General features: G+C 70.7%; 21 protein-coding genes. 7 read left to right on the top strand and 14 right to left on the bottom strand.

All coding sequences use genetic code 11. The features are described 5' to 3' along the window. The first annotated feature begins 1 nt into the window (after window position 1). From ACWDRB_RS32540 to ACWDRB_RS32530, 3 genes are all read left to right on the top strand, one after another. A complete protein-coding gene (locus ACWDRB_RS32540) occupies window positions 2-1,396 on the top strand; it encodes an NAD(P)/FAD-dependent oxidoreductase (protein WP_449900163.1) in 1,395 nt (464 codons plus the stop codon). Further along, window positions 1,393-2,289, top strand: a complete 897-nt coding sequence (locus tag ACWDRB_RS32535) for an alpha/beta hydrolase (protein WP_449900161.1) — start codon at window positions 1,393-1,395, stop codon at window positions 2,287-2,289. Before ACWDRB_RS32540 ends, ACWDRB_RS32535 begins: the two co-directional genes overlap by 4 nt. A 130-nt stretch (window positions 2,290-2,419) precedes the next feature. Beyond that, the gene (locus ACWDRB_RS32530) at window positions 2,420-3,343 is read left to right on the top strand and encodes a serine hydrolase (protein ID WP_449900159.1); all 924 of its coding nucleotides are present in this window, start codon (window positions 2,420-2,422) and stop codon (window positions 3,341-3,343) included. Window positions 3,344-4,066: 723 nt separating this feature from the next. Here ACWDRB_RS32530 and ACWDRB_RS32525 read toward each other — a convergent pair. The 3 genes from ACWDRB_RS32525 to ACWDRB_RS32515 all read right to left on the bottom strand — a co-directional run bounded on the left by ACWDRB_RS32525 (window position 4,067) and on the right by ACWDRB_RS32515 (window position 6,332). Beyond that, window positions 4,067-4,309 carry a hypothetical protein gene (locus tag ACWDRB_RS32525; protein WP_449900157.1) on the bottom strand — a complete coding sequence of 81 codons (243 nt, stop codon included), beginning with the start codon at window positions 4,307-4,309 and terminating at the stop codon, window positions 4,067-4,069. Window positions 4,310-4,567: 258 nt separating this feature from the next. Next, the gene (locus ACWDRB_RS32520; RefSeq protein WP_449900154.1) at window positions 4,568-5,782 is read right to left on the bottom strand and encodes a helix-turn-helix domain-containing protein; all 1,215 of its coding nucleotides are present in this window, start codon (window positions 5,780-5,782) and stop codon (window positions 4,568-4,570) included. Between the two features lie 4 nt (window positions 5,783-5,786). After that, entirely contained in the window at window positions 5,787-6,332 is a 546-nt protein-coding gene (locus ACWDRB_RS32515) for a flavoprotein (protein ID WP_449900152.1), read from the bottom strand. A 429-nt stretch (window positions 6,333-6,761) separates the two neighbouring features. Here ACWDRB_RS32515 and ACWDRB_RS32510 point away from each other — a divergent pair, with 429 nt between their 5' ends. After that, a complete protein-coding gene (locus ACWDRB_RS32510) occupies window positions 6,762-7,172 on the top strand; it encodes a bleomycin resistance protein (RefSeq protein ID WP_449900149.1) in 411 nt (136 codons plus the stop codon). Between the two features lie 303 nt (window positions 7,173-7,475). Here ACWDRB_RS32510 and ACWDRB_RS32505 read toward each other — a convergent pair whose 3' ends face one another. The 8 genes from ACWDRB_RS32505 to ACWDRB_RS32470 are packed head-to-tail and all read right to left on the bottom strand — an operon-like array spanning window position 7,476 to window position 16,850. Beyond that, window positions 7,476-8,984 (bottom strand): DHA2 family efflux MFS transporter permease subunit, encoded by a 1,509-nt coding sequence (locus tag ACWDRB_RS32505; RefSeq protein WP_449900147.1) that lies wholly within the window; start codon window positions 8,982-8,984, stop codon window positions 7,476-7,478. A 35-nt stretch (window positions 8,985-9,019) separates the two neighbouring features. After that, window positions 9,020-11,902, bottom strand: coding sequence for a BTAD domain-containing putative transcriptional regulator (locus ACWDRB_RS32500; RefSeq protein WP_449900144.1), 2,883 nt, complete (start codon window positions 11,900-11,902; stop codon window positions 9,020-9,022). A gap of 7 nt (window positions 11,903-11,909) precedes the next feature. Next, window positions 11,910-12,656, bottom strand: coding sequence for an isocitrate lyase/PEP mutase family protein (locus ACWDRB_RS32495; RefSeq protein WP_449900142.1), 747 nt, complete (start codon window positions 12,654-12,656; stop codon window positions 11,910-11,912). Next, the gene (locus tag ACWDRB_RS32490) at window positions 12,653-13,408 is read right to left on the bottom strand and encodes a cytochrome P450 (RefSeq protein ID WP_449900140.1); all 756 of its coding nucleotides are present in this window, start codon (window positions 13,406-13,408) and stop codon (window positions 12,653-12,655) included. Before ACWDRB_RS32490 ends, ACWDRB_RS32495 begins: the two co-directional genes overlap by 4 nt. 51 nt (window positions 13,409-13,459) lie before the next feature. Then, complete coding sequence (locus ACWDRB_RS32485; protein WP_350738927.1) at window positions 13,460-14,131, bottom strand: DUF998 domain-containing protein; 672 nt, start codon at window positions 14,129-14,131, stop codon at window positions 13,460-13,462. After that, window positions 14,128-15,345, bottom strand: a complete 1,218-nt coding sequence (locus tag ACWDRB_RS32480; protein ID WP_363963031.1) for a glycosyltransferase — start codon at window positions 15,343-15,345, stop codon at window positions 14,128-14,130. The genes ACWDRB_RS32485 and ACWDRB_RS32480 overlap by 4 nt, the downstream gene beginning before the upstream one ends. A 16-nt stretch (window positions 15,346-15,361) precedes the next feature. Beyond that, complete coding sequence (locus ACWDRB_RS32475) at window positions 15,362-16,195, bottom strand: DMT family transporter (protein WP_355210037.1); 834 nt, start codon at window positions 16,193-16,195, stop codon at window positions 15,362-15,364. 37 nt (window positions 16,196-16,232) lie between these two features. After that, window positions 16,233-16,850, bottom strand: a complete 618-nt coding sequence (locus tag ACWDRB_RS32470; protein ID WP_350738918.1) for a DedA family protein — start codon at window positions 16,848-16,850, stop codon at window positions 16,233-16,235. Window positions 16,851-17,240: 390 nt separating this feature from the next. On the opposite strand from ACWDRB_RS32470, the gene ACWDRB_RS32465 reads away from it, so the two are divergent. Further along, window positions 17,241-18,440 (top strand): sensor histidine kinase, encoded by a 1,200-nt coding sequence (locus ACWDRB_RS32465; protein ID WP_449900134.1) that lies wholly within the window; start codon window positions 17,241-17,243, stop codon window positions 18,438-18,440. After that, window positions 18,433-19,374, top strand: coding sequence for a hypothetical protein (locus ACWDRB_RS32460; protein ID WP_449900131.1), 942 nt, complete (start codon window positions 18,433-18,435; stop codon window positions 19,372-19,374). Before ACWDRB_RS32465 ends, ACWDRB_RS32460 begins: the two co-directional genes overlap by 8 nt. Here the strand turns inward: ACWDRB_RS32460 and ACWDRB_RS32455 are convergent. The 3 genes from ACWDRB_RS32455 to ACWDRB_RS32445 form a co-directional block, all read right to left on the bottom strand. Further along, window positions 19,282-19,923, bottom strand: coding sequence for a VC0807 family protein (locus ACWDRB_RS32455; protein ID WP_350738909.1), 642 nt, complete (start codon window positions 19,921-19,923; stop codon window positions 19,282-19,284). The genes ACWDRB_RS32460 and ACWDRB_RS32455 overlap by 93 nt on opposite strands. 213 nt (window positions 19,924-20,136) lie before the next feature. After that, complete coding sequence (leuE, locus tag ACWDRB_RS32450) at window positions 20,137-20,784, bottom strand: leucine efflux protein LeuE (RefSeq protein ID WP_449900129.1); 648 nt, start codon at window positions 20,782-20,784, stop codon at window positions 20,137-20,139. Between the two features lie 34 nt (window positions 20,785-20,818). Further along, on the bottom strand, window positions 20,819-22,027 hold the full coding sequence (locus tag ACWDRB_RS32445; protein ID WP_449900127.1) for a serine hydrolase domain-containing protein: 1,209 nt from the start codon (window positions 22,025-22,027) through the stop codon (window positions 20,819-20,821). Window positions 22,028-22,322: 295 nt separating this feature from the next. Between ACWDRB_RS32445 and ACWDRB_RS32440 the strand changes: the two genes are divergently transcribed. Further along, window positions 22,323-23,714, top strand: coding sequence for a cellulase family glycosylhydrolase (locus ACWDRB_RS32440; protein ID WP_449900125.1), 1,392 nt, complete (start codon window positions 22,323-22,325; stop codon window positions 23,712-23,714). Window positions 23,715-23,793: the final 79 nt, after the last annotated feature.

Raw genomic sequence — 23,793 nt, 5'->3', positions numbered from 1 at the left:
TGTGGATCCGCTGAAGGCGCTTGCTGACGCGGAGCGCAAGCCGTACTGGCTGGACAGCCCGGCCAGACCCGAGCCGCGACCGCGGCTCGACCAGACAACGAGCGCCGACCTGGTCGTCGTCGGCGGAGGCTTCTCAGGGCTGTGGACGGCCCTGATGGCCAAGGAACGCGATCCGTCCCTGGACGTGGTCCTGCTCGAAGGACGCAGGATCGGCTGGGCCGCCACCGGCCGCAACGGCGGGTTCTGCATGGCGACCCTCACCCACGGCCTGGCCAACGGCCTGGAACGGTGGCCGGACGAGATCGGGCGCCTGGAGCGCATGGGCGTGGCCAACCTCGACGAGATCGAGCAGACCCTGGAGCGCTACGGCGTCGACTGCTCCTTCGAGCGCACCGGGGAGCTGCACGTGGCCACCGAGCCGTGGCAGCTCGACGGGCTGCGCGAGCATCTGGAGCTGATCTCCGAGCTGGGGCTCGACTACGTGCCGCTCGACCAGGATCAGGTGCGCGCCGAGGTGAACTCGCCGACCTACCTGGGCGGGCTCTGGGAGCGCAGCGGGTGCGCCATGCTCGACCCGGCCAGGCTGGCATGGGGGCTGCGGGAGGCGTGCCTGCGGCTGGGGGTGCGCGTCCACGAACGCACCCCGGTCCGCTCGCTGCGCGACGACGGCACGACGATCACGCTGCGCACGCCGTACGGCGCGGTCGTGGCGCGGCAGGTGGCGCTGGGGACCGGGGTGTTCCCGCCGCTGCTGCGGCGGCTCAAGCACTTCGTGGTCCCCGTGTACGACTACGCGCTGATGACCGAGCCCCTGACGGACGACCAGCTCGCCGAGGTGGGCTGGCGCAACCGGCAGGGCGTGGGCGATTCGGGCAACCAGTTCCACTACTACCGGCTGACCGACGACAACCGGATCCTGTGGGGCGGCTACGACGCCGTCTACTACAACGGGGGTCTGGTCAAACCCGAGTACGAGCAGCGCGACGAGACGTTCGTCAAGCTCGCCGAGCACTTCTACGACACCTTCCCCCAGCTCGACGGGGTACGGTTCACCCACCGGTGGGGCGGGGTGATCGACACCTGCAGCCGGTTCAGCGCCTTCTACGGGCAGGCGCACGGCGGGCGGCTGGCCTACGCCACCGGCTACACCGGGATGGGCGTGGGCGCCACCCGCTTCGGCGCGAACGTCATGCTCGACCTGCTGTCGGGCGAGTCCACCGAGCGGACCGAGCTGCGGATGGTCAAGGAGAAGCCGATGCCGTTCCCGCCGGAGCCGGTGCGGTCCGGGGTCATCCAGTTCACCCGGTGGTCGATCGCGCAGGCCGACCAGCACCAGGGCAAGCGCAACCTGTGGCTGCGCGCGCTCGACCGGATGGGGCTGGGGTTCGACTCGTGATCCTGACCACGCGAATCGAGTTCGTGGTCGACGGCCTCACGCTCGCCGGGGACCTGCGGGTCCCCGGCGGCGCGGGGCCGCGGCCCGCTCTGGTGTTCACGGGGCCGTTCACCGGGGTGCGCTCCCAGGTCACAGGCCTGTACGCGGAGCGGCTGGCCGAGCGGGGGTACGTGACGCTGTCCTTCGACCATCGGAACTGGGGGGAGTCCGAAGGGCTTCCGCGCCTGGACGAGGATCCGCAGGGCAAGCTGCGGGACCTGCGGGGGGCGGTGTCGTTCCTGCGGTCACGGGCCGAGGTGGACCGGGATCGGATCGGGGCGGTGGGGGTGTGTCTGGGGGGTGGCTACGCGCTCAAGTTCGCCGCCTTCGACCCCCGAGTCCGGACATTTGTCGGTATAGCGGGTGCGTACAACAACCCGTACTCCATGCGCTCCGGCATGGACTACCAGGCGGCGCTGGCAGGCTTCACGGACGTCCTCGAACGCCAGGACCAGGGCGGCGCCGTGGAGTACATGCCGGTCGTCTCCTCCTCGCCCCCGGAGGAGGGGGAGGCCGCCATGCCGGGCGACGAGCCGTACGCGTACTACGGCACCTCACGGGGCGCCTCGCCGCACTGGTCCAACTCGGTGACCAGGGCGAGCGTGCGGGAGCTGGTCACGATGGACAACATGATGGGAGCGGACTTCCTGTCACCCAAGCCGGCGCTGATCGTGCACGGGGTCGTCGACCGGTTCTGCTCTCCGGAGGGGGCCGAGGAGGCGTTCCGGCGCCTCGACCAGCCGAAACAGCTCGTCTGGGTGGACGCCAAGCAGCACATCGACCTGTACGACCGCGAACCGTACGTCACGCAGGCCGTGGACGCCACCACCGCCTTCCTCACCGACCACCTCTGACCACCACCCGGCACCCGGATCGGCAAGATCATGTGAAGACTTGACCAGCGGCCCACCGAGCACAATGGCCTGATCCGCACCGCATGGCATCCTCGCTTGCGACCCCCGACGATCCTTCGGAGGTGGACGCGTGCGTACGAGGTGGATGCTCGCCTGGCCGATGCTGCTCCTGACCGCGGGATGCGGCGCCGACCAGGCAGCCGTCATCCCCGCGGCGGCCAAGCCTCCGCCGAAGGTGGCCCGCTGCATGCTGAGGATCGCAGCCCCGCGCGCCGGGGTCGCGGCCCGCATCCAGCTCGTACGCGACATCTCCGCCTACATCGGCACGCGCCCAGGCCGCATCGTCTACGGCGTCCTGGACCTGGTCACCGGGATCCACTTCGGGCAGGGAGAGCACGAGAACGACATCATCACCGCCAGCGGCGCCAAGGTGGACATCCTGACCGCGCTCCTGCACCAGCGCACCCGCGACCTGGACGAGGAGGAACGCGACCTCGCCGTCCTCATGATCACGGAGAGCGACAACCTCGCCGCGGACGCCCTGTGGTCCCGCGTCGGCGCCTCCTCCGCGATGAGCGCCTTCTACCAGAGCGTGGGCCTGACGGAGACGACACCGGGACCCGCCATTTTCTGGGGCGGCACCCTCACCAGCCCCGCCGACCGCATCCGCCTCCTGAAACTCCTGGTCAGAGGCAGGAAAGGCCGAGAGGGCGACCTGACCGCGGCCGACCGCCGGCTGGTGCTCGGCCTGATGTCCCGCGTCCAGAAGGACCAGTCATGGGGCGTCAGCGCCGCCGCCCGCCCGGGAGACCGGGTGGCCCTGAAGAACGGCTGGACGCCACGCCCGTTCATCTCCGGCACATGGGCCATGACGAGCTACGGCCGCATCTCGGGCCCGGGCCGCGACCTGCTGCTGTCGGTCCAGACCGACCACCAGCCGGGCCCGGACGCGGGCATCCAGACCATCGAGGGCGTGGCCCGCCTCATCCGCAACCGCCTCGACTCCCTCGCCCCGACCATCACCCGCCCCTGCATCGGCAACCCCATCGCCTGATCATCCGCGCCCTACCGCCGTCACCCTCACCGGGCAAAGGTCTTCTCGGGGAGGCGCTTCGCGCCGAAGGGCTCAGGCGTTTCTTATTCGGGCGCCTGGCGGCGCAACCCCCGCTCGCTCCGCTCGCCAGATGCCCCACCCGTTGACCGGCGAAGTGGTGGTCCGACCGACGCCCACCCCGGACCGGCGTGCCGCAGGGGTGTCGTTGACCGATGAGGCAAACGCGAATTGGCCTGCTGGACCGGGCCCATCGAGCCCGCTTCGCCGCACCGCGGTCCGTACTCCCGCCCCGATACCGCGTTGTTCATGGCCTTCGGTCGGCGTCAACTCGGTCTGTGCGGCGTGGGAGGTGGGCCGCGTGGAACGCCGACGGGCACGGCATCCGAAGACGGAGTTGACACCTCGGTCGGGACGGAGCGGCCCGAGCCGTCGTGCCCGTCTATCGGGCTTGGCCTGACAGGAGTGCCGTCCAGACCGCGCGAGCTTCAATGATGGAGCACTGGTGGGTCTCGTGAACCACGTCCCCGGCTTCGGTCTGCAGGGTGCGGCGGATAAGAGTCTGGCCGCCGCCCTCGCACAGCTCGTAGAACATGGCCCTGCATGTACATGTCCACGCCACGACGCGGACGCGATCCAAGGCACCAAATGGTTCCAGCCACGTGAGCCGGACGTGATCACGTTGGGCCATGGGTACGTGCGGACTCAGGCAGCCTTCGCCGGCCCTCATGACACACCTGCGGCCACGATGCTCGGCGCTTCGCGAAGTTCGGCGTATCGAGCAGCGATCCTGCGCGCGGCCCGCTCCGGCTCGAACGCGGAATGATGTGCGTACAGCCAGCGGCCGGTCTGGGAGCGGCGTCCTGTCCACCATCGGTACCAGAAGCCGTCCGTCCACACCACGAGCCCGGTCCACACCGACACCAGCGCGAGGCCACGCCCTTCGTGGACGTCGGCGGGGATCCTCATGCACGCCAAGGCTGCGTGGAGTTCGTGGGCGGTTTCCAGCGCTGACAGGGGCCGTATGGGTTCGAGACCGACCGGTTGACGCGGCTCGGGGCAGCAGGCGCACCGATTCCACGCGTTCGACTGATCGTGCCGCATGTGACGTTCCCTCCTGTTGGGGGACGTGGCCTCGGGTCATGCCACGCAGGAGGAACGGTAGGTGCGGGTCAACGGCGGAACCCGCATGGTGGTGAAGGTCAAGGAGCCGCACAAAAGTGCGGGTCAGACGATGCCCGCCCGGTGAGCCAGCCCGCGAAGCTGCGGAGTGCTGACACGGTGCTCCCGCTTGAGCAACTGAGTCAGCAGTTCGCGGGGACGGCCACCGTAGCGGACAAGCTCGGGTGAGAGCCGTTCGGCTTCGAGGAGCATGTTGACCGACGCGGCGTCCTTGCGCTGCATGGCGTAGGCACGGGCGAGGTCGAGATGCACCTGGGCGCGACGTCTGACCAGGCCGTCAGACAGGTGTGCCAGGTTGAGGGCATCGCTGCTGCCGATCGCTTGGCGGGTGTCTCCGAACTCGACGGCCGCCGAGATCTCGTGAATGGTCACGTTGGTCGTGCCGAACGCGGTCCAGAAGTCGTTGCGGTCTTCGCCGAGAGAATCGGCGATCTGCCGGGCGCGCGCGAGGAAGGTGCGCACCCCGGCCTGGTCGTACGCAGCGGCAGCGGCCGTGACGGCGACCAGGTAGAGCGCGCCCACGATGGGCAGAGCGCGCGGCGTGGGGCGCTTGGTGGCGCGCTGCAACGCGTCGGCTGCCTGGAGAACCAGGTGCAGCGCGCGTTCCGTCTCGCGAAGCCGTATCAGGACGTAGCCGAGCCGGTAGGCGCTCACCGCGGCGAGAAGGGGCCTGTCGGCTTCCTGCGCGGCGGCCAGCGAGCGGTCTGCGGCCACCCAGGCGAGTTCCGCCTCTCCCACGCGGCGCAGGGTCGTGGTGGCGGAGTGGTAGGTCAGCGAGCGAAGGGTCTGGTACGCCCGGCGCTGGGCGGCGGGGGCATGGCGGCTGCCCAGTTCGGTGGCCACGATTAGGCGAGGCAACCGCCTGCCGACCTCGTCGTACTGGGTGGCCTGGTAGAGCCGGTTCACGCGGCGGATCTCGTGCCGCAGCCACACGACGCTCTCGGGGGAGCCTTGCGCGTGCTGGGGGTTGATGAGGGCAGAGAAGCCGTCGTAGCCCATCATCGCCTGCCGGATGGCCGATGCTGCCTGGTAGCGCGTCATCGCGTTCGTCTTCTTCATGGTGAGTTCGTCCACGGGCAGGCCGAGGATGTCAGCGAGGGCGTTGAGCACGGTGTGGTTGTCCACGGCACGTTGCCCGCGCTCCACCTGGCTCAGCCAGCTCTCGGAACGGCCGACGAGACCGGACAGGACCGCTTGGGACAGTCCACGGCGACGGCGTGCCCGGGCGATCCGCCGGCCGATCTCCCCGCGGGCGTCCATGCCATCACCCCTGTGTCTGTCGCTCCCCGACAACGGTGTGTAGCTCCTGCATGATGCGCTCCCAGGATGGCATGCGGGACTGTGGCGGGGCGGCGGGATCGAACAGGACCCGCACGCCCATCTCCCGAAGCGTGTCGAGACTCCGCTGGAACGCGAGATGCCGGGCGAGCGCGTCCTTCAGCAGCGGTACGGCCAGGATCGGGACGCCGAACCCCATCACCTCGCACAGCAGCCCGACTGCGAAGGTGTCGGCGATGCCGTTCGCCCACTTGTTGATCGTGTTGAACGTGGCCGGAGCGACGATCACCGCGTCTGCAGGAGGGAGACCCTTGGGATCCTCTGGCATGCGGTACGTGCTGCGGACCAGATCACCGGTCAGACGCTCCAACTCCGAGACATCGACAAAGCGTTCCCCCATCGGTGTGGTGACCACATGCACCTGCCACCCGGCTGCCCGAGCCATGGGGACCAGGTGATGGAGATCGGCGGCGGCAGGTGCGGCACAGGCGATCACATAGAGAACACCGCGCGTGCCCTCGTGGGGTTCCATGCTGGTGATCCTAATGAGCGGCCGATGTCCGCTCTCGGTGACCGCCCTGAGAATTCGTGCAGGGCATGTGAGCCGACCAGCGGGAATGATGTTGCCATTTCCCCAGGCAGGACTCGCCCCTACCGAGGTTGCCCGGGCAGCAAGGACATAGACGAGGTTCGGCCGTGTGCCCGCTGCGGTCTTCGGGGCCCGCGTCAGGCGGAGTCGGCGCGTATGGTTCGCCTGGCTTACGGTGCTCCGCACCGGCCCGCGCCGGGTCGGCGGGAAGTGGGATGGTGGAGTGCGGCGCGATGTGGACGGCGCTCAGCACGGCGTATCGGCACTCGGCCGGCGCCCGGGAGGCCTGTTCGAGGCTTACTGAGTCCGAAGGAACGGCGGTCGAATGGGCGCAGGTTTGGCAGACGGGCCGGGAACTGCCAGAGTGACGAGATGTCACGACTTGTTCCTGAATTGATCTGCTCCGACATCCAGGCCAGCTTGGCCTTCTATCGCCTGCTGGGCTTCGAGATCCGCTACGAGCGGCCCCAGGAGCGCTTTGCCTACCTGGAACGTGACGGGGCGGACCTGATGCTGGAGCAGCCGCTGAGCCGGGACCGCCTCTACCCGCGCGCGGAGCTGGACCACCCCTATGGGCGCGGGATCAACCTCACTGTTGACGTGGATGACGTAGACCGGATTCACACCGCGCTGCTTGCTGCCGGCCATGAGATGTGGCTGCCGTTGGAGGAGCGCTGGTACGAGCGCAGCGTCGACGCCGTGGGCGTGCGCCAGTTCGCGGTGCAGGACCCGGACGGCTACCTACTGCGGGTCTCTCAGCAAGTGGGAACCCGCCCTCGATAGCCACCGATGTCATTGCCGTAGGTGATCGTTTCTGCCAAAGCGCCAGCAGGCCAACGCCGACGAGCATGCGGTAACCGGGGTCGCGTCCGAGGGGTGCGGGGACCGGCAGGTCCCCGCCTGGGGGTGTGGGGGCTTGCCCCCACAGGGCGCTGCCCGAGCGCTCCATCGCACGTAGCGCGCCCCCAATCGTGAGGACCGAGCAGTTGGGGGGTCGAAGGGGGGCTCTGCCCCCCTGGGAGGCGCTGCCCGAGCCAATGTCGGGCGTAGCGCCCCCCGTTGTGAGGACCATGCTGGTTTCCGGGATCAGGCGTGGGTCAGGACTTCTTCCGGGATGACCTTCGGTACGCCGCGCAGCCCGATCAGGGCCAACACGGCCACTACGGCCAAGAGGGCAGCAGTGACCAGGGCGGTCACGTGCAGGCCCTCGATGAAGGCCGTCTGTGCTGCTCGCATGAGTTGGCCCGCCTGGTCCGGTGGCAAGGTCGTGGCTGTGCTTACCGCGCCTGCGATCGATTCCCGGGCGGATTCGACGGTGGAGAGGCCGGTGGGGAGTTGGAGGTTGGTTCGGTAGGCGGTGTTCAGGACCGTGCCGAGGATGGCGATGCCCAGTGCGCCGCCCAGTTCGAAGGCCGTTTCCGAGACGGCGGCGGCCGCTCCCGCTCGCTCCCTGGGGGCCGTGGCGAGGACGTTGTCGTTGTTGACGGTGAAGGTGAAGCCGACCCCCAGGCCACCGATGATCATGACGGGGAGCAGGGCGAAGTAGTTCAGGGAGGGGCCGAGCGTGCTGTAGTAGAGGAACGCGCCGGCGTTCATGGCCAGGCCCAGGGCGACCACGCCGTTCCTGCCGATGCGGTGGATCAGCTTGGCGGCCATGATGCCGCCCACCGCGCCGCTCAGGCCGCCCGGCAGTTGCGCGAGGCCCGCCTGGAGCGGGGACCAGCCCAGGACGAGCTGCAGGTACCAGCCGAACATCAGCATCATGGCCGACATCGTGAAGATCGCCAGCAGGTTCGTGACGATGGACGCGCTGAACGCCCGCCGCCTGAAGAGCCGGACGTCGATCAGCGGCTCGGGCAGCCGCGTCTGGCGCCACACGAACAGGCCCAGCAGCAGAACCCCGGCCGCGCCCGCCACCAGCACGTCGGCGTGCTCCAGGCCCTTGTGCGCCGCCTCCTTGACCGCGTAGACGGCCGTCACCACGCCGGCGAACGAGAGGACGACGCTGATCAGGTCGGGCCGGCCCGCGTGCGGGTTGCGCGATTCGGGCAGCACCAGGATCCCGCCGACCAGCACCAGCAGCATGATCGGTACGTTGATCAGGAAGACCGAGCCCCACCAGAAGTGGTCGAGTAGCAGACCGCCCACGACCGGGCCGATGGCGAACCCGGCGGCGCTCATCCCGCTCCAGATGCCGATGGCCGCGGTGCGCTCGCCCGGGTCGGTGAACACGTTCCGGACGATTGACAGGGTGGACGGCATGATCGTCGCTCCGGCCACGCCGAGCAGGGCCCTGGCCGCGATCAGCAGCTCGGGGTTGGGCGCGTACGCCGTCACCACCGAGGCGGCGCCGAACGCGGCCGCGCCGATCAGCAGCAGGCGCTTGCGGCCGATGCGGTCGCCGAGGTTGCCCATGGTGACGAGGAGGCCGGCCAGCGCGAAGCCGTAGATGTCGCCGATCCAGAGCAACTGGGTGGAGTTCGCGCCGAGGTCGGTCACCAGCCTGGGCAGGGCCAGGTGCAGGACCGTGAGGTCGAGCGAGAGCAGCAGGGTGGCCAGGCAGGCGATGGCCAGGCAGGACCATTTGTTCTTCATGCCGCCTACTGTCGGGAGCGCGGCTGACGGCCTGCCTACCGCTCGCTGACCGCCTCGCTGGAAGGCTCGGCTGGCGGCTCGCTGACCGCCTCGTTCGGGGGTCCGGCTGAGCGGGCGTTCACCTCGTCGAGGGCGGCGGTGATGCGGGCGCGGGTCTCCTCCGTGATGTACCAGTCGCCCGGCACCTCGTCACGAGCCTGGACGAGCAGCGCGCGGGCCTCGTCCAGGTCGCCCTGGAACAGCGCGACCTGGCCCAGCCCGAGGCGCGCCCACGCCATCGTCTCCGTCGAGCCGTTCCTGCGTGACATCTCGGCGGCGCGCAGATAGTCGGCCCGCGCGCCCGTCGCGTCGGCCTGGTTGAGCCGGGCGTCGCCCCGCTGGCACAGGGCCTCGGCGATCTCCGTCTTGGCGCCCAGCTCGGTTGCCACCGCCAGCGCCTCGTCGGCCAGCGCGACCGCGGTCGTGAAGTCGCCCTTCGCCTGGTGGAGAGAGCCGAGGCCGGACAGCGTCATCACCATGCCCCACCGCTCCCCGATGGCCTTGAACGCGGCCAGGCTCCGCTCGAAGTTGACCAGCGCCTCGGCGGCCCGGCCGGTCGACTGCAGCAGGAACGCCACACCGCCGTAGGACAGCGCCTCCTGCCAGGGCTTGAGCTCGTCGGCGCGGCTGATGAGCGCGATGTAGACCTCGTCGTACTCGCCGGGCGGCCCTGTGTAGGCCGAGAGCAGCATCGTGAGGAACTCCAGCCGCATCGGCAGGGCGTAACGCGGCAGCAGCTGCCGCGCCTCCGCGAGCCGCGCGCGCAGCTCCTCGTCGATGCCGCCGGTCCAGGCCCTGATGAGCACGCACATGACGTACTCCTCCTCCATGCCCGGCGGATGCCGGAAGCCGAGCGCGGCCATGAGGTCGGCGGCCAGGTGGGCGCTGGTGACGCGGTTGCCGCGCATCCACCAGTAGCAGCCGCAGGTGGCCAGCAGCCGCAACCCCAGCTCCGGCTGCCCGGACGCGGTCGCCCAGCGGATCGCCGCGTCGAGCTCGTCGCTCTCCTCGTCGAGCCGGACCAGCCACTCCAGCTGCTCACCGGTGCGCAGCAACGGGTCGGCCGTCATGACCAGGTCGAGGCAGTAGCGGGCGTGCGCCTCGGAGATCGACTCGGCCTCGCCCGACTCCGCCAGCCGTTCCGCGCAGAACGCCCTGATCGTCTCCAGCATCCGGAAACGGCCGCCCACGAACTCCACCAGCGACTTCTCCGCCAGCGAGAAGAGCACGTCCTCGGGCAACCCGCACACCTGCTCGGCCGCCTCCGGCCGTGCGCCGCCGACGAACACGCTCAGCCGCCTGGCCAGCCGCTGCTCGCTCTCGTCCAGCAGGTCCCAGCTCCACGCGACGACCGCGTGCAGCGTCTGGTGCCGGGGCAGCGCCGTACGGCTGCCCCTGGTCAGCAGCCTGAACCGGTCGTCGAGCCGGGCCGCGACGTCGGCCACCGGCAGGGTGCGCAGCCGCGCCGCGGCCAGCTCGATGGCCAGCGGCAGCCCGTCGAGCGCCCGGCAGATGCGTACGACCGCCGCGGCGTTGCCCGCGTCGACGGCGAAACCAGGCCGTACGGCGGCGGCGCGGTCGGCGAACAGCCGGGCCGCCGGATAATCCAGGGGGCTGCCGGCCTCGGGCGGCGGTAGCCGCAGCGGCGCCACGGGCAGGATCGACTCGCCGGTGATGCCGAGCGCCTCGCGCCCGGTCACCAGCACGCGCAGCTCGGGGCAGGAGGCCAGCAACAGGTCGGCCAGGTCGGCGGTGGCCGCGACGACGTGTTCGCAGTTGTCCAGGACCAGGAGCAGCCTGCGGCCGGCCAGCGCGGTGACGAGCCGGGTGGCCGGGTCGACGGTGAGCCGGTCGGGGCTGGGCGGGGCGTCGCGGATGTCCAGGGCGGACAGGACGGCCCCCGGCACGCCGGCGTCCTCGGAGACCGGCGCGAGCTCCACGAAGCACACGTCGCCGGGCTCCTGGTCGGCCGCCTCGGTCGCCAGTCGCGTCTTGCCCGCGCCGCCGGGCCCGATCAGCGTGACGAGCCGGTTGGTCCGCAGCCTGGCGGCCACCTGCTCGATCTCCTCGGCCCTGCCGACGAAGCTGGTGAGCTGGGCACGCAGGCCCTGCCGCCGGGACGCGGGGGCGGCGTCGGGAGCGGGGGCGCCGAGCGCCGGGTCGGCCCTGAGCACGGCCAGGTGGGCGGCGGCCAGCTCGGCCCCCGGCTCGACGCCGAGCTCCTCGTCCAGGATCTTCCTGGCCTCGTCGTAGACGGTCAACGCCTCGGCCTGCCGGCCGCTGCCGTAGAGGGCACGCATGAGCAGGGCGCGCAGCCGCTCGCGCAGCGGGTGGGCGGCGGCGAGCTGGCTCAGCTCGGCGACCAGCTCGCGATGCCGGCCCAGGTCGAGGTCGGCCTGCACGCGGTCCTCGGTGGCGGCCAGCCGCAGCTCGGCCAGCGCCGCCGCGGCGGCCTCGGCGTGCGGGGCGTCGGACAGCGGCGCGCCCCGCCACAGCTCGAGCGCCTCGCGCAGGAGCGCAGCCGCCCGGCCGGGATCACCGCCGGCGAGGGCCTGCCTGCCCTGCTGCGTCAGCAGCTCGAACCTGCGCGCGTCCACGTCCTGAGGGTCGGCCACCAGCCGGTATCCCGCCGGATGGAACTCCACCAGGTCCCTGCCCAGCGCCCGGCGCAGCCTGGAGACCTGCGACTGCAGCGCGTTGGCCACGCCCTCGGGCGGTCTCGGGCCGTACATGCCGTCCACGAGCTGCTCGCCGCCGACGATGCGACCGGCGTGCAGGGCGAGCAGCGTCAGCAGCGCGCGCACCCGGGGACCGCCGAGCGCGACCGGCTCGCCGTCCTCGTCCAGCGCGCTGGTGGGCCCGAGGATCTGGAAGCGCATGCGTCGATTATCGCGGTTGCGGCAGCAGCGCGGTGATCTCCGCGTAGGTCGGCAGCGGAGGGGCCTGCCTGCCCTGGGCGGCGGACACCGCCGCGAGCGCCCCGTGGAGCGCGGCCCGGTACAGCAGCGACCCGGTGCTCACCCTGGCCACGCCGGCCTCGGCGAGCTGGGGGAGCGTGGGGCCGTCCGGCTGGTAGAGGACGTTGAGGGGGAGCGGCGTGCTCGCGGCCACCTCGGCGATCTCCCGCAGATCGCTCATGCCGGGCACGAAGATCCCGTCGGCGTGGCCGTAGGCGGCCACCCGGTCCCGCGTGTCGCCGGTCTTCAGCCAGTATGTGTCCGTACGGGCGTTGACGAACACGCCGTGCCCCTTGGCCGCCTCGATGATCCGCTGGTGCAGCTCGATCGGGCGCAGCGTGCCATCAGGGCGGCCGTCCTCCAGGTTGATCCCCGCGACTCCGAGCGCGGCGAGGCCCGCGACCAGGTCGGACACCTCGGCGGGGTCGTCGCTGAAGCCGCCCTCGATGTCGACGGTGACCATGACGCCCAGGTCCTTGATCGATTCGGCCAGCTCGATGGTCTCCGCCCTGGTGGCGCCGGCCGCGTCCGGTCTGCCGAACGCGGCGGCCACGCCGAGGCTGGTCGTGCCGATCGCCGGGAAGCCCTCCCGGGCCAGGAGGGCGGCCGAGCCGTAGTCCCAGGCGTTCGGCAGCAGCAAGGGATCGCCGGGGCGGTGCAGGTCGTGGAAGTTCATGAGCGGCTCACGTCGAGAAGGGCTTCGAGCACGCCCGCGGCCAGCGCGAGCGCGTGGGCGGGCCCGGGGCAGGGGCGCACGCCGTGGCCGAAGGTCAGATGGGGGGCATGGCCGCGCGAGAGGTCGAACCGGTCGGGATCGGCGAACACGTCAGGGTCGCGGTTGGCCGACACCAGGTCGATGGTCACCTCGTCGCCGGTCCGCGTGTCGAGCCTGCGGGTGGCCTTGAGCGGCGGGTCCTGCCTGAGCGTCTCGTGCAGCAGCGCCTCGGGGTCGGCGCCGGGTCCGGCGTGCCCGAGGGCGTTCTCGATGAGCGCCTCCGTGGCGGCGTGCCCCTGCAGCAGCAGGGTGATCTCGGGGATGGTGGCCTGTTCGAGCAGCTCGGCGACGGCGGCGTCGGCCTCCGGGCTCTCCTCGCCGGACAGGTAGCCGGTCGCGGCGGCGGCCACGGCGCCCGTGTCCTTCACGCCCAGCGCGGCGCCGAGCACGGCCGTGGGGACGCCCCGCCAGTCGCCGCCCCGCTCCAGCGTCATGGCCCTGGCCGCCGTTCTCAGCTCGGCGGGATCAAGGGCGGCCAGCCGCTCCTCCAGCAGGCGGCGCCGCCCGGCGTGCGTCTCTCCGGTGCTGAACCTCGACACCTGGGCGCGGAGCCAGGCCAACGTGCCCTCCTCGGCGTCCTGTCGTACGGGAGGCGGCACGTACCTCGGGTCGGCGAGCACCGCCTCAGCGGCTGAGTGGCGTGTGATGAGCATGGTTCCACGCTAGAACGGCGTCATTTCGTCGCGGGTCGAAGGATGGGGGCATCAGGCCGCCAGGCGGTCTGTCCGCTCGGGGCGTTCGGGCTCGGCCGGGACGGCCTGGGTGCGCACGGCGGGCCGCTTCGCGACCGACACCAGCGCCATGGCGACGAGCAGCGCCATCTCGGCCAGCACCACGCCCCGCTCCAGCGGGCCGTAGTAGCCGGCGCCGCCGATCAGCGGCGAGGTGATCGAGGCCGGGTGGGCCGCCAGGTAGAAGGCCAGCATGGCCGCCGAGGTCACGCTCAGGGCCCGGACCGCGTTCCACAGGGGCGCCGCCTCCCGGCCCCTGGCCAGGGTCCAGCCGGCGACCGGCAGCGAGGTGAACACGACGGCCGCCGCCCACCGGTGGATCTCGCCGGTCAGCGAGCCGACCTGCGAGTTGCCGGGGTCCGTGGGGAAGATCGCGCTCATCATCAGCCCCGCCGCCCCCGCCAGCAGCAGCACCCTGGTGGCCGCGGTGCGCGCCGGGTCGCTCGCCGCCAGCCCGTACGCGAGACACAGGCACGCCCCCGCCAGTGCCAGCATCCCCACGAGGACGGGCACGAGCCCGCCGGAGACCAGCGCATAGTCGCTGAGCAGCGGCTGCGTCGGCAGGGCGACCTGCGCGTACGCCAGAGCGCACACGGACACCACCGTGCCGGAGACAGCGCCCCAGGCGCTTTGGACTGGGGTCATCGGGCCACCTCATCGTAGATCTGCTCGAACCGGGCCAGCGACGACCGGTCATCGTGGGTGAGAGCAAGCTCCCTGCTGGTCTTGCCGAGCCGGGCCCGCAGGTCGTCGTCGGTGAGAATGTTCGTCAGGTGCCTGGCCAGCGAGATCACGTCGCCCGGCTGGAACAGGTATCCGTTCTCGTCCACCAGGTGCGGCAGCGCCATCGCGTCGGCGGCCACCACGGGCAGCCCCATGGCCATGGCCTCCAGCGTGGCGATGCTCTGCAGCTCGGCGATGCCCGGCATGGCGAACACGTCGGCGGCGGCGAATGTCTGGGGCATGAGCTCGTCGGGCACGAAGCCCAGGAAGGAGACCCGCTCGCCGACGCCGATGCGGGCGGCCAGCCGCTCCAGCTCCGCGCGCTGGTTGCCGCGGCCGACGAACACCGCCTGGGCGTCGGTCCGGTTCAGCACGAGCGGCAGCGCGCGGACGATCTCGTCCAGGCGCTTCTCCTCGTCCAGGCGGCCGACGAACAGGATGGTCGGCCTGTCGGGCAGGTCGAACAGCTTGCGCGCCCACGCCTTGGGTTCGGCGCGCGGGTGGAACCTGGTCAGGTCGATCCCGCAGGAGACCGCCTCGACCTCGCGGCCGAAGCCCTGGTCGGCCAGCAGCTTGGCGGCCAGCGGGGTCGGGGTGGTGATGCGGTCGGCGCGGTTGAAGATCCGGCTGAAGTCGCGCCACGCGAGCCGGCCGGCCTTGATCCGGAGCCGCTCGGGGATGTGGCAGAACTGGAAGAGGTTGTCGGGCATGAAGTGGTTGGTGGCCACGATGGGCACGTCCGCGCGCCGGGCGGCGGCGATGGCGGCCCTGCCGACCACGAAGTGGCCCTGGGCGTGCAGCACGTCGGGACGGATGCCGGCGATGAGCCGGTCGAGCCTGGCCGGCACCGTGAACCGCATCGTGGGGTGGACCGGTATCGGCGCGGAGCGCAGGCGGTGCACGATCACGTTGTCCACGACGTCGGCGGTGGGCGGGCCCACGTCCGACTGGCAGACCACGTGCACCTCGTTGCCGCGCGCGGCCAGGCCGGTGGCCAGGCGGTGGGTGAAGTAGGCGGCGCCGTTGACGTCCGGCGGGTAGGTGTCGGTCGAGATCAGGATCCGGCGCGGCCGCTCGGGGGCCGGGGTGGGGGCGGTCTCGGCGATCTGGGGGAGAGAACGCAGGGGCATGGCCATGGAAGTGACTCCGGTTTCACAAAGGGGTGGGGGAATGAGTCGGGGGATTGTTGCGGGACTCCAGCGGGCTGGTGCGGGCCAGCGCGACGGTCCCGGCCGCGGTCAGGAGCGCCGCCGCGACCGGCACGATGCCGGTCGGCACCGGCTCGCCGAGCAGCAGCGCGCCGAACGCCACCGCCGTGAGCGGGTCGGCGATCTGGAGCGAGGCGAACGAGACGCCGAAGTGCCCGACCGCGTAGGCCCGCTGGAGCATCACCAGCGCCAGCAGCAGGGGCACCGGCAGCGCCAGCACGTACCACCAGTTCCAGGTGCCGTCCAGCAGCACGCGCATGAGCGTGGCCGTCGCGCCGTAGAGCACGCCCGAGCTGGTCGCGAGCAGGGCGGCCCGGCCCGCCGGCGAGGCCGCCCGCGAGGCGGCCCACAGCAGGACCGCCGCGACTCCGGCCACGCCGAGCAGGGTGAGCACTCCGTCCGGGCCGAGGTAGGTGGGACCTTCCGAGTTCGGGACCAGCAGGACGAGCCCGACCAGCCCGGCCGCCACCACACCCGCGGCCGCCAGCTCCTTGGGGGAGGGCTTGCGGCCGTGCAGCGCTGCGGCGAGGGGCAGGGCGAACAGCAGGCTCGCCACGCCCATCGGCTGGACGACGGTCAGCGGCCCGAGCCCGAGTGCCACGATGTGCAGGCCACCACCCGTCAGAATGGACGCGCCGCCGATCAGCCAGCGCGGTTTCCGCAGCAGGGCGAGCAGCCCCGGTTTGGCCGACCCGGCTGCTTCGAACTGCTGCAGAGCGGCTCCGAGCGCGAAGAACAGCGAACCGACCAGGGCGATCGCCGCGGCCAGCACAGTCATTTCGCACTCCTTTCAGACGGATGGTTGCCAGACAGGGTCAAACGGACGTGTCCGCGGGAAGACGTTCTGGGGAAGCCTGGATGGCGCGTCGCTTCCTGAGCCATCTCACGAGCTCGACGAGCGCGGTGATGGACACCGCGATGCCCAGGCCGAGGAGCAGGCCCTTGATCGGGTCGTTCTCGAAGGCCATGCCGCCGAAGAAGCCGATCAGCCCCGAGTACACCGCCCACGAGCTCGCCGCGATCGCGTCGAAGAACGTGAACGAGCGCAGTGGATGCCGTACGGCGCCCATGGTCAGCGTGGTCGCGGTGCGACCGCCGGGGATGTACCTGGCCACCACGAGGACGAGGCCGCCCCGCTCGGCCAGCGTGTCGCGGGCCCAGACGAACGCCTTCTTGTTCCGCAGCCTGCCTGCCGACTTGTTGCCGATCAGGTAGGAGATGTGGTCACCGGCGAAGGCACCCAGAGCCGCCGCCACGATGACCAGGGCCAGGTTCGTCTCGCCGGAGGCGGCGAACACCGCGGCGGTGATCACTGACGTCTCGGCCGGCACGATCGGGAAGAACCCGTCGAGCAGCGCGAGCCCGAACAGCGCCGCGTATAACCAAGGTGATGACATCACCTGCTGGACCAGGTCGAGAATGGCATGCGACATGAGTGTTCACTCCGATCGTTAGGGCACCCACACAGCGTGTCTGCGTGGCACGGCCGGGGACATCGGGGATGCCCCGGGTCGAACGCGGACCCATCCCTTACGCGGATCAGGGCCGGTACCCCATGAAGGTAGAAACTCCGCAGGTCACGGCACATCGGACGATCGGCACGCACCGCCCCCTACTTTCGTCGGGGGCTCGGTTCCGACCTCCGGGTGACACCATCGATCAAACCGGTTTCCGCAGGCCGAAACAGGAGTGGAGGTAGGCGCTTTCGGGGTGGGGCTAGCTCTACCGCGGCAGGGGGCGCCGCCCTACCCTGACTTTCGTCAGGGTCGCCGGCTGACTTCCGGCGGCATCCGCGGGCGCGGGAGGCGGCTACCGTCGGTCCGGTGAGACGTCTTCGCCGGGAGAGCCGCCGCCAGGTGGTCTACGACCTGCTGCTCTGGGCCGTGCTCGGCATCTTCGTGGCGGCCATGGGCCCCGACCCGTTCGTGGATCCGGCCGCCTTCGCCATGGTGAGCCTGCCCAGGATCGGGCTGGCCACGGTCGCGGTGCTGGTGGGCCGCCGCTGGCCGCTGGCCGCGCTGGTGCTGCTGTTGCCGCTGGGGCCGTGGCAGTTCAGCGAGGGGTTCGCGACCGTGGACCTGAGCTGGCTGCTGCCCAGGCGCAACGTGAAGATCCTGCCGCTGCTGGCCAGCTCGCCGTTCATCATGTGGTACGCCTACCTCACCGGGCGGCGCCTGGCCGTGCTCTGGCCCGCGCCGCTGGCGTTCTGCCTGATCTCGGCCGTCGGCGTGGGCGTGGTGCTGGCCAAGGGCGGCGACCTCGCTCTGTGGGTGTCCATGGTGACCGCGCTGCTCGGCACGTACGTGGTGCCGTACCTGCTGGGGCTGCTCAGGCGCAGGCTGCTGCAGGGGCGCACGCAGGCGAGGCTGGCCGCCGAGGCGCAGGCGCGGCTGCGCGAGCGGGCCAGGATCGCGCGGCAGATGCACGACTCCCTCGGTCACGACCTGGCCTTGATCGCGGTGCGGGCGGCCGGGCTGGAGATGGCCCAGGGGCTGGCCGAGACGCAGGTCAGGGCGGCGGGGGAGCTGCGGCTGGCGGCGGCCGACGCCACGGACCGGCTGCGCCAGATCATCGGGCTGCTGCGCGAGGACTCCGACGCGGCGCCGCTGTCACCCGTGAACGAGGACGTGACCGAGCTGGTGCGGCGGGCCAGGGACTCCGGCATGCCGATCACCCTGGACCTGGTGCCGGGGCCGGTGCCCGACCTGGCGCACGCGGTGGTCCAGGAAGGGCTCACGAACGCCGCCAAGCACGCCCCCGGAGCCCCGGTCGGGGTACGGGTCTCGCCGGAGCGCGTCACCGTGCGCAGCGGCCGGCCGCGCGCCCGGCCCCTCGCGCTGCCCGGCGGGCTGGGGCTGGCGGGCCTGCGCGAGCGCGTCCGGCTGGCCGGGGGCACCTTGACCGCCGGCCCGGCCGGCGAGGGCTTCGAGCTGGACGTGAGCATCCCCCGCGCGGGGGAGCAGGATCCCCGCGGCTCGGGAGGGAATCACCGGCCCGCCGGGCGACGCTCGGAGCATGACTGAACGCAGACCGGGGATAGGCCGCGTCACCGCCGCGATCGTCGCGATCGCCGCGATGCTGCCGTACCTCACGCTGAAGACGCTCTGGCTGACGGGACACCCGGTGGGGGTCGCCGATCCGGCCTTCATGACCGACCCGGCGATGATCGGGCTCAACACGATGACGTTCGGCATGGAAGCGGTCGGGCTGGTGCTGGCGCTGGCGTTCACCATGCGGTGGGGACTGCGGCTGCCGGCCTGGCTCGTGCTGCTCCCGCTCTGGGTCGGCACGGGCCTGCTGGCCGTGGTGATCGTCACCGCGCCGATCATGGTGCTGACCGGGGGGTTGGCGGTCTTCGAGACCGGCGGGGCCATCGAGCCGTGGATCTACATGATGGTCTACGGCGGGTTCGTCGCGCAGGGCGTCGGCCTCATGACGGCCTTCGTGCTCTACTCGCGCGATCGGTGGCCGGGCGTCTTCACCACCCGGATCGATCACGCGTTCGCGAGCCCGACCCGGTCGTTCCAGACGGTCGTGGCCTGGGGCGCGCTGCTGGTGGCCGGGCCGATCGGCGCGGCCAAGCTCGCCGGGGGCCTCCAGGACCGCGTCGAGGGCCTGCTGGCCGTCGCCGGGGCGGTCGCGCTCGTGCTGGCGGTCCGGCGGCGCGGGCGCGGCCCGTTCTGGGTCCCGCTGGTGGCGGCCTGGCTCGGCTCCGGCTCCCTGTTCAGCGGCGGGCTCTACGCGATGATCATCAGCTCCGTACGGGCGCCGCTCGGCGCGCCGGGGGCGGAGCTGACCGAGCTGTTCGGCATGCTGGCGGGGCTGGTCATGGGGATGTGCGGGGCGTTCCTGCTGGCCGAACGGTCAGGTGTGGGCGACGTTCAGCCGGCGGAGCACCCGCTTGAAGGCGAAGATGGAGAACGCGATCGCCAGCCCGCTGATCACGGCCACCGCTGAGGTCCTCAGCACCATGAACCCGCCGAGCGACCCGGCCAGATATTCATGGACGGCCAGGGCGATGCTGAGCGTCGAGTTCATGAGCAGCACGAACGCCCACAGCAGCGTGATCCTGGCGAAGAACCTGCGGACCCGCTCGTGCTTGAGCACCGCCGACGGCAGATGGATGTAGTCGAGCGTGAGCTTCTGCACGAGCGGCCGGTTGAGCCGGACGGAGGCGAGGAACGCGATGCTGATGCAGATCGTGCCCATCTCCGGCTGGATGAAGAACCACATCCACGTGCCGGTCCAGAACGCCACGAGGGCGCGGACCGTGATCGCGAACGCGGCCAGGAACATGGTGGCGGGCACCTTGACCCGCCTGATCAGCCGCCACCCCACCCCGATGTAGACCCAGGCGACGGTGGCGATGAGCGCCCCCTTGAATCCCAGGACCATCATGGCCAGGTAGAACACCGCCAGCGGCGCCACGACGCCTTCGAGCAGCCTGGGGGCCGCCTGCCGGGCGAGTGCCGTCAGGCGTGGAAGGTGGACCGGGGGATGGTTCAAGGCTGCTCCGCAGATAGGCCGATGATCAGCGTCTACCCGGGCTTCGGGGGACATGGCTTGCCAGATGGACCGCTCGCCGTAACCAGCGCGGCATCACCCGCGTCCCGGGAAGCACGCCGGTGGCTTACCGTACCCGAGGAGAGGTGATGCGACTGCCTCTTTTGACGCGTTCCATCTGTTTCCACGAAAACAGCGAGGTCTTACGGCAGGCTTTCAACTGAGTGACGAAGTGGCGAGCTTCGCGCCGAATCCGAGGAACAGAGCGCCGACTCCGGTGGTCAGACCGGCGCTGAGCTTCTTGCGCCGGCTGAACTGGTTGGCCAGGAAGGTCCCGCCGAAGATCAGCGCCGTCAGGTAGAGGAAGCTGAACACCTGGATGATCGCGCCAAGGATGAGGAACGACAGCGCGGGAGTCGCGTAGCCCGGGTCGACGAACTGGACGAAGAACGAGACGAAGAAGAGGATGGCCTTCGGGTTCAGCAGGCTGATCACCAGGGCCTTGCGGAACGGGCGCGGCTGGCGCTCCATCTTGACCTGCGGCTTCTCCTCCTCGGTCGCCTTCCTCGATCGCCAGGCGCCCCTGATCATCTGGAAGCCGATCCACGCCAGGTAGCCGGCGCCGGCGTACTTGACGATCATGAAGAGCAGCGGGTTGGAGCGGAGCAGGGACGCGGCGCCGGCGGCGGTGAGGAACATCAGCACGGTGTCGCCGATGAAGACGCCGGCCGCGGCCCGGTAGCCCTGGCGGACGCCGTTCTGGGCGGCGAAGCTGAGGACGTACAGGGAGTTGGGGCCGGGCAGCAGAATGATCAGCAAGGCGCCGATGACATAGGTCCAGAAATTAGTGATGCCGAAGAACATGCGTCTTACTCCAGGGGGAGGACCAAACCGCACATCACGATATCTCGCCCGGCGCGTACCATATCCCGCCGTATACCTGCCTGTAGCCGAGCGCCCGGTACGTGGCGTCCACCAGCGCCTGGCCGCGCGCGTTGATCCCGAGGCCGATGCCCTGCTTGTTCATCGAGTAGCCGAACGCCAGGCGCGCCGCCGGATCGCAGAAGCCGACCGAACCGCCCATGCCCACGTGCCCGAACGCGCTCGCCGACAGGAGCGCGCCCTCCTGGTCGGCGGGCGGCAGGTGCCGGTTGTCCGCCGCCTTCACGAAGCCGAGCGAGAACCGCGACGGCACCGCCAGCACCGCGTCGGTGCCCGCCGAGGCGGTGAGCGACATGTGGACCAGGTGCTCCCCGGTGACCAGGCCGCCGCCGCCCAGCGACAGCGGCCGGTACATCCCGGCCAGGCCGCGGGCGTTCGTGATCGCCCCGATGGCCCCGAACTCGGCCGCGTGCGCCGCCCGGCTGTCCGACTCGCCGGGTGTCATGTAGCCGCCCTCGTTCGCCAGCAGCAGCGCGGGCATCGAGGCCGGGTCCGTGAACGCCTGGACGTAGAAGGAGGGCGGCGTCGCGGGCGGGTCGGCGGGGATCGTCGGCGCGACCCTGTGCTCGTACTCCTCCGGGAGGCCCAGCCAGAACTCCAGACCCAGCGGCTCGGTTACCTCCTCGCGGAAGAACGTCCCGAGCGAGCGCCCGCTCACCCGCCGTACGACCTCCCCGACCAGGTAACCGAACGTCAGCGCGTGGTACCCGTGCCTGCTGCCCGGCTCCCAGAACGGCTCCTCGCCCGCGAGCCTGTCGGCCATCAGATTCCAGTCGTAGAACGCGCCGGGCGGCAGCTTCTCGCGCAGCACGGGCAGCCCGGCCTGGTGGGCGAGCAGGTGCCGGACGAGCGTCCCGCCCTTGCCGCCGGCGCCGTACTCGGGCCAATAGCGGGTGACCGGCGCGTCGAGGTCGAGCTCGCCCCGCGAGGCCAGGATGTGGGCGCAGAGCGCCGTCGCGCCCTTGGTGCACGACCAGACGTGCCCGATCGTGCCGCTCTGCCACGGGACGCCCGGTGCGGCCTCGCCGCCCCACAGGTCGACGACCACCTCGCCGTCGACGATCACGCACACCGACGCGCCCACCTCGCCGCGGCGGGCGAGGTTGCCCTCGAACTCCTCCGCGACCTGGGAGAACCGGGAGTCGCAAGTGCCCTGCACGCTCATTTCCCGAATCCATCACGAAAGCCGGACCCTGTAAACCTTCGGGCTTTACCGCCAATCCCTATGTGTTTAATATGGAATACAGGTGGGCTCGCTGATGCGCTGGGGCTGGCGGCGCTGCTGTCCGTGGGTTCGCCGTTCGAGATGGGCGCGGTTCGCGTGGCTAGGGGTGGCCACGTGGACCGCGCCCTTTGACTGCTCGCGTCAATTTGGGTCTTGTCCTCTGGTGGAGGTCCGATCTACGCTCCCCATACTCGTTAGTAAGGTTTCCTAATGAACGAGTGAGGAGCTCACCCCCATGCATCGATCCGTGCGGCTCGCCGCCATCGCCGCGATCGTCGCCGCCTCCTTGCAAGCAGCCCCAGCGCAGGCCGCGACCACGTACGAGGCCGAGAACGCCACCGTCTCCCAAGGCGTGGTCGAGTCGAACCACGCCGGCTACAGCGGCACCGGGTTCGTCAACTACGACAACGTCACCGGCTCGTACGTCGAGTTCGCCGTCGACGCCGCCACCGCCGGCCCCGCCACCCTCACCCTGAGGTACGCCAACGGCACGACCGTGAATCGTCCGATGGCCATCGCCGTGAACGGCACCGCCACCACCAGGGACTTCCCCGGCACCGGCGCCTGGACCACCTGGCAGGAGGCCACGGTCACCACCACGCTCAACGCCGGGACCAACACCGTCCGCGCCACCGCCACCACCGCCAACGGCGGCCCGAACCTCGACCGCCTGGTCCTCGGCACCCCCTCCGGCACCGGCACGCCCGTCCAGGCCAACGGGCAGCTGCAGGTGTGCGGGGTCAAGCTGTGCAACGAGCACGGCAAGCAGATCCAGCTGCGCGGCATGAGCAGCCACGGCCTGCAGTGGTACTCCCAGTGCCTCAACACCGCCTCCCTGGACGCGCTGGCCAACGACTGGAAGGCCGACGTCCTGCGGATCTCCATGTACATCCAGGAGGACGGGTACGAGACCAACCCCCGGCTGTTCACCGACCGGGTGCACAACCTGATCGAGCAGGCCACCGCCCGCGGCATGTACGCCATCGTCGACTGGCACATGCTCGATCCGGGTGACCCCAACTACAACCTGTCGCGGGCCAAGACGTTCTTCACCGAGATCGCCCAGCGGCACAACGGCAAGAACAACCTGCTCTACGAGATCGCCAACGAGCCCAACGGCGTCTCCTGGTCCACCATCAGGAACTACGCCAACCAGCTCATCCCGGTGATCAGGCAGTACGACCCGGAGACCCCGATCCTGGTCGGCACCCGCGCCTGGTCGTCGCTGGGCGTCTCCGACGGGGCGACCGAGTCCGAGATCATCAGCAACCCGGTCAACGCCGCCAACATCATGTACACCTTCCACTTCTACGCGGCCTCTCACGGCAGCGAGTACCTCAACACGCTGTCCAGGGCCGCCGACCGGATCCCGATCTTCGTCACGGAGTTCGGCACCCAGACGGCCTCCGGGGACGGGTCGAACAACTTCACGCGGTCGCAGCAGTACCTCGATCTGCTGGCCCAGAAGAAGATCAGCTGGGTGAACTGGAACTACTCGGACGACTTCCGCTCGGGCGCCGTCTTCACCGAGGGCACCTGCCCGAACGGCACCTTCGCCGGCACCTCCCGTCTCAAGCCCGCCGGGGTCTGGGTCCGGGACCGCATCCGCACCCCTGACGACTTCTGACCCCCTTCCCGGTCCGGCCAGGGTCCTCCCGGACCCTGGCCGGTCCTTTTCCCCCACCCGCGCGTTGCCAGAGGGGCGG

The organism is Nonomuraea sp. NPDC003707, from assembly GCF_053587055.1.
Note: the sequence above shows the minus strand (reverse complement) of the source record. Positions and strands in the feature narration are given on the sequence as shown.